Origin of the sequence: Methanoculleus sp. (assembly GCF_036677455.1) — an archaeon.
Taxonomy (GTDB): Archaea; Halobacteriota; Methanomicrobia; order Methanomicrobiales; family Methanoculleaceae; genus Methanoculleus.
Genome location: NZ_JAVBWL010000019.1, coordinates 1 through 5,281 on the forward strand (window position 1 = coordinate 1; position 5,281 = coordinate 5,281).

A 5,281-nucleotide genomic window follows, 5' to 3' on the forward strand; every position below is an offset into this window, starting at 1 on the left:
CCCCCCCCCCCCCCCCCCCCCCCCCCCCCCCCCCCCCCCCCCCCCCCCCCCCCCCCCGAAACCCCTCCCCCATGGCGATACTCCCACGGTCCACTTTGTCGGGCTTTTTTCGCGCCTTTAACGTCCCATCGATCTCGTCAAAAAGGGTAGCCAGCTATCGCTAGATAATCTGCACTCAGGCATTCCAAGAGTCCGTCCGAAACAGTCCACAAGCCGGTCCACACATGGCCTGCATCGCTGGCAGCCCGCCGGAAAAGAAGGAGGACCTGCGCCTCCATCACGACTTCGAGATCTCCGCGTAGTAGTAGTCCCCGGCCGCGATCTGTTCCCGGTCCAGGAACGACCCCGGCTTGTTGATCCGCGGCCTCCCGGTCTTGTCCCGCCGGAAGGTGATCCCGAGCGCTTTGAGGAACCGGTTCATGCCCGGCGCCATATCGAACGGCCCCGCGGCCTTGCCGCGGACGCCCGGCTCGCCCTCGAAGACAAGGATCCGGTCGCTGATCATATCGATGACGTAGATGTCGTGGTCGATCACGAGGGTGCTCGCGTCCCGGCCTTCGGCATGCTTCCGGATCATCCGCGAGATCTTCACCCGCTGCTCTACATCGAGGTGAGCGCTCGGTTCGTCGAGGATGTAGAGGTCGGCGTCGCGCGAGAGGCAGATCGCGATCGCCACCCGCTGGAGTTCGCCGCCGGAGAGCGTATTCACCGGCGCCTGGAGGAGCTGCGAGAGCGAGAGGGGCTCTAAGATCTCGTGCTGGTAGTACGAGGAGTCGAACTTCGTCGTCGTCTGCCGGAGCATCTCCTCGACGGTTGCCTCCGTATCGCCCTTGAGGTACTGCGGCTTGTAGGAGATCCGCACCCGGGTGTCCATCGCCCCGGTATCGGGCGGGAGCACCCCGGCAAGGAGCTGGGCAAAGGTGCTCTTCCCGATACCGTTCGCCCCGAGGACCCCGAGGACCTCACCGCTCCGGATCTCCCCGCCGTCGACGGTGAGCGAGAACCGGTCAAAGCGCTTTGTCATGGCCGGGAACTCGAGCAGCACCTCCCGGTTCGAGTCGGCGGCATGGGCCCGGGTATCGAACGTCACCGGATAGGTCCGGAACCGGACGTTCTCCTCAGGGAGGAACCCCTCCAGGTACTGGTTGATCCCTATCCGGACGCCTTTCGGGTGGGTGATGACACCGAAGACCGCCGGTTCTCCGTAGGCGATATGCACCGTATCGGCAAGCATATCGAGGATGGCAAGGTCGTGCTCGACGATCACGACCGGCCGTTCCTGCGCGAGTTCCCGGATCAGGTTTGCAGCGGCCATCCGCTGGTAGACATCGAGGTAGGGGGTGATCTCATCCAGGAAGTAGAAGTCGGCATCCCGCGCGAGGCAGGCGGTGATCGCCACCCGCTGGAGTTCGCCGCCGGAGAGGGTCTTGATCGGCTGGTCGATGACGGCGCGAAGCGAGAGCCGGTCGATGTAGTAGTCGAGTTTCCCGCGCTCGTCGGTCGTCGCAAGGAGATCGCGCACCGACCCGGAGAAGACCTTCGGGATCTGGTCGATGTACTGCGGCTTTACGGCGACCTTCACGTTCTTCTGCGAGAGCACCTGGAGGTAGTCGAAGAGTTCGGTCCCCTGGTAGAGGTCGAGGACCTCCTTCCAGGAGACCGCGGAATCGGTCCTCCCCAGGTTCGGGACGAGCGAGCCCGAGAGGATCTTCACCGATGTGCTCTTGCCGATACCGTTCGGACCCAGAATACCGGTGACCTTCCCCTCGACGGGGATCGGGAGGCCGTAAAGGACGAAACCGTTCTGGCCGTAGCGGTGAGTCGGCTGGTCGAGTTGTTCAGGAAGGTTGACGATATCGAGGGCCTCGAACGGGCACTTCTTCACGCAGATGCCGCATCCGACACAGAGCTCCTCGGATATGACTACCTTCTGGTCTTGGCCGATGACGACGGTCTCGTCGCCGGTCCGGACACGCGGACAGTAGATGATGCATTCGGTGCCGCACTTAACAGGGTGACACCGATCACGGTGTACAACAGCGATGCGCATGGGACCTCACAGGACGGTGGTAGTCAGGAGGATCGTCCAGGTCATGAACCAGAGCGCAAACGTCATGAAACCCTGGTAGAACCAGTCTTTTGTGCCGAGTTCCATGTAGTCGATCCGGAGGAGCATGAAGACGTGCTTCTGGAAGACGACGCCTGCCGCGAGAAGGAGCAGACCGATGACGGCGGTCGGCTGGAGTCCCGTGACCGGGTCCGGGGTGCCGGAGAGATAGAACGAGAGTCCTCCGACCAGAATGCCCATGAAGCAGGCTACAAGCGTCCGTTTTATCCGATCCCTGTGCTGGACCTGTTTCTCAGCACGTGTCCGCGGCCGTGTCTTTTCAACCTCTACTGCTGCCTCATTCTCACTCATCGTGACACCAATGTTTTGTCGCTTCCGGAAATGAGGATTTTGCCCCGACACGACGGCCCGGCAAAGAGAACGGGCTCGCGGCCACTTCCCGGAATGACGGAATCAGTACATTATAAGGGTCTTCTCCGGTTATAAAGATAGGTACTTCCGGCCCCTGGCGACCGGCCGGGGTCCCGGATATCCGGCATCACTCGATCCGGTACCGCAGGAGCGCCGCAACGCCGCCGAGGGCCGCGAGGCGCTCCCCCGGCTCGAACTCGGTGCTCAACACCACGACCGAGGCGTTGACGCGCTCGGCCCGCTCGATGACACCCGTGACCTCTCTGTCCCGGAGCCGGGTGTCGGAGACGAGGACCGTCTCCGCCGCACCGTAGGTGATCGCCTTCTTGACCTCGTCGATGCCGTAGGTGACAGCCCCTCCGGTAGCGACCCGGAGCAGGACTTCGTCCATCAGCCCGACCTCCCGTGCAAGGTAGAGGTCGCCAAGGAGCCGTTCGAGGATTCCCTGCCCGATCACCTCCTGCACGGCGCCCCGCCCGATACGCCGCGTCTCGACGACGACCATCCGCTCCGCGAGGTCGGGTGCACGGGCTCTCACGTAATTCGCGAACTCGTCCTTCACGAACCCCGGACCCGCCACGACGAGCGGTCCCGTAACCGCGGTGAGGGCCTCGAGCGTCTTCTCGAAGAGCACCGACCGGGTGCCGGTATCGGCACCCTTGCTGCTCCCGGCCGTGACGGTGGTCACCCACTCCGGGCCGAACTGGCGCAGGCGGTAGACCTGCGCTTCCCCCTCCTCAACGCTCACGATGTGGACCACGCCGTAGGCCGAGGCATCGACGGCCCGCCGTATCCGCTCGCAGTCGACGGACCGCCACCGTTTGATGACCGAGATCTCGAACCCGGGCTCGACGTTCAGGGTGTGGTGCGAGGTGACGTCCACCCCGCTCTCGATGACCCCGGCGATGCGGAGGCGGCTCGTGTGCTGGTGGAACTCCACCTTCTCGACCCGGATCCCGAGCCGAACCGGCCGCTTCTCCACCTTCTCCGGCCGGAGTTTGTCGGTTGCCGCCTCCACGCTCCTAAACGTCGTTGCAAAGACGAGATCGCCCGGCCCGACCAGGTGGGAGAGGTGCCAGATGTCGTCGAGCGTCTCCGGAAAGAGGCGTATCTCGCCGAACTGATTCCTCAGCTCACGCACTTCAGCTTTCATGATTCCACGATGTCAGAGCCTCCCGGTGGGACGAACGCGGCGACCGCCTCGGTATTCAGGGCGTTCTTGAGCCCTTTCCACTCGTCCTCCGAGAGTTTCTCCCTGAGTGCCCGGACCACCTTCTTTGCGGTGTCGTTCGGCTCAAACTGCCCGGGAAGGAGTTCCACCGAGACCTTCGCCCGCTCCGTGACAACCCCGGGCGGGCCACCGATGACGGCGACTGCGGGCGCCATCGCAAGACCGATCGCCACCCCGAGAGGGACGTTCCGGAAGTACTGCCGCTCCCCCCGGACGATGAAGGCACCTCTCGCCACGTACTCGCCGGATTCGGCCGTCTTGCTCACCTGGTCGGGCCGGGCGGCGTAGACGTCCGCCGTGAAATGCCCTGCCTTCCAGGCATTTGAGTAGGACGCGGCGAACTGGACGGCTTCGTCCAGGTGTTCGGTCGCGCCCTTCACGATGACGACGCTCCCGCCGTGGACGTCGGCGTGGACGAAGAGGTCCCCGCCCTCCATATACTTCTTGACGAGCTCCTCGTTCTGGGAGGCGTCCCGGCCGCCGATGACGAGGACGCCATCGGAGGTGGTGAACCAGCGGAACCGGTGATACCACCGCTTCTTCAAGAGGGCAAGGTTCTGTTTCACCCGGGGTTTCTCGGGGACCATCCGCTCCATCGCCGCGAGTGCGCCCGTCTTCTTCTTCTTGAACTTCTTGATCTGGTCGTAGTAACGGCCGATGTTCTGCTCGATCGTCTCGTGGACGTAGACCTTCACCCGCTCGCCCGATAGATCGAGTTCCACCGCCGCTTCGGCAGGATGGACCGCCCGGACCATCTTCGCCGCCGGGTTATCGCCGTTCGATTTGAGGATCTGCTCTATCTCCTGCCAGGACCGGGTCTTGCTCGCTCCATCGAGCGTCGTTATGACCCCGGTGACGGGCGTGTAGTTCTCGTAGAGCACCTCCACGACCCGTTCGTAGCGCTCGATCTTCTTCTCAAAGCCCTTGATCGCCTCTGCCTGGCGCCGGCGGATCACCTCCGCCTGGGAGAGGCGGGGTTTCTCGGCGGCGGCCTCCTCCTTCTCGCCCGTCACCTTCGGGTAGTAGGCATCCAGGGCCTCGCTATAGGTCGCAAACCGTTCGCGGACCTCCTCGCCGGCAAGCACCACCGGCCAGCACCCGGACGGTGTTATCACCGGCTCGCTTCGCCGCGCAACGTCGGCCATCAGGCGGTCGAACGCGCCCCTGACCGCCTCCGCGTCAACTTCCGGGGCAGGGGCGCTCTTCTCGACGCCTGCCCCGCTGCAGACCTCCTCGGCATACGCACCGCCGAGCATGCACCCGACCGCGAGCGTCCGGACGATGTCGCGGTCGGACCCACCAAGCATTGCCTGGAACACTTCGGGAGAGAGCGCCGAGCAGTCGGACCCCTCGAACGCGTAGACGGCGCCGGGGATCACCTCCCGGGTCTTGAACCGGTGGTGCCAGAGGGGTTTGATGATCGTGTAGCCTTCGTCGCAGAGGACCGCGTTCCCCTCGTCGAAGAGCTCGAAGATGAGGTGGTAGGTCGTGTCCCGCTTCCCGACGTCGATGCTGAACGTGCGCTCGAGCCCGAGCTGGCGGATGCCGAGCACCTTCCCGCCCTCGAGGTG

At 64.2% G+C, this 5,281-nt stretch carries 4 protein-coding genes; all 4 read right to left on the reverse strand.

The annotated features are described in order from the left end of the window. Nucleotides 1–277: 277 nt before the first annotated feature. On the reverse strand, nucleotides 278–2,050 hold the full coding sequence (locus V6K60_RS05040; RefSeq protein WP_332449424.1) for a ribosome biogenesis/translation initiation ATPase RLI: 1,773 nt from the start codon (nucleotides 2,048–2,050) through the stop codon (nucleotides 278–280). A 6-nt stretch (nucleotides 2,051–2,056) separates the two neighbouring features. After that, entirely contained in the window at nucleotides 2,057–2,419 is a 363-nt protein-coding gene (locus tag V6K60_RS05045; protein WP_332449425.1) for an EMC6-like membrane protein, read from the reverse strand. 187 nt (nucleotides 2,420–2,606) lie between these two features. Further along, the gene (locus V6K60_RS05050) at nucleotides 2,607–3,632 is read right to left on the reverse strand and encodes an mRNA surveillance protein pelota (protein ID WP_332449426.1); all 1,026 of its coding nucleotides are present in this window, start codon (nucleotides 3,630–3,632) and stop codon (nucleotides 2,607–2,609) included. Continuing rightward, the coding region (gene rqcH, locus V6K60_RS05055) for a ribosome rescue protein RqcH (RefSeq protein WP_332449427.1) at nucleotides 3,629–5,281 on the reverse strand (1,653 nt) is incomplete at its 5' end. The genes rqcH and V6K60_RS05050, both read right to left, overlap by 4 nt.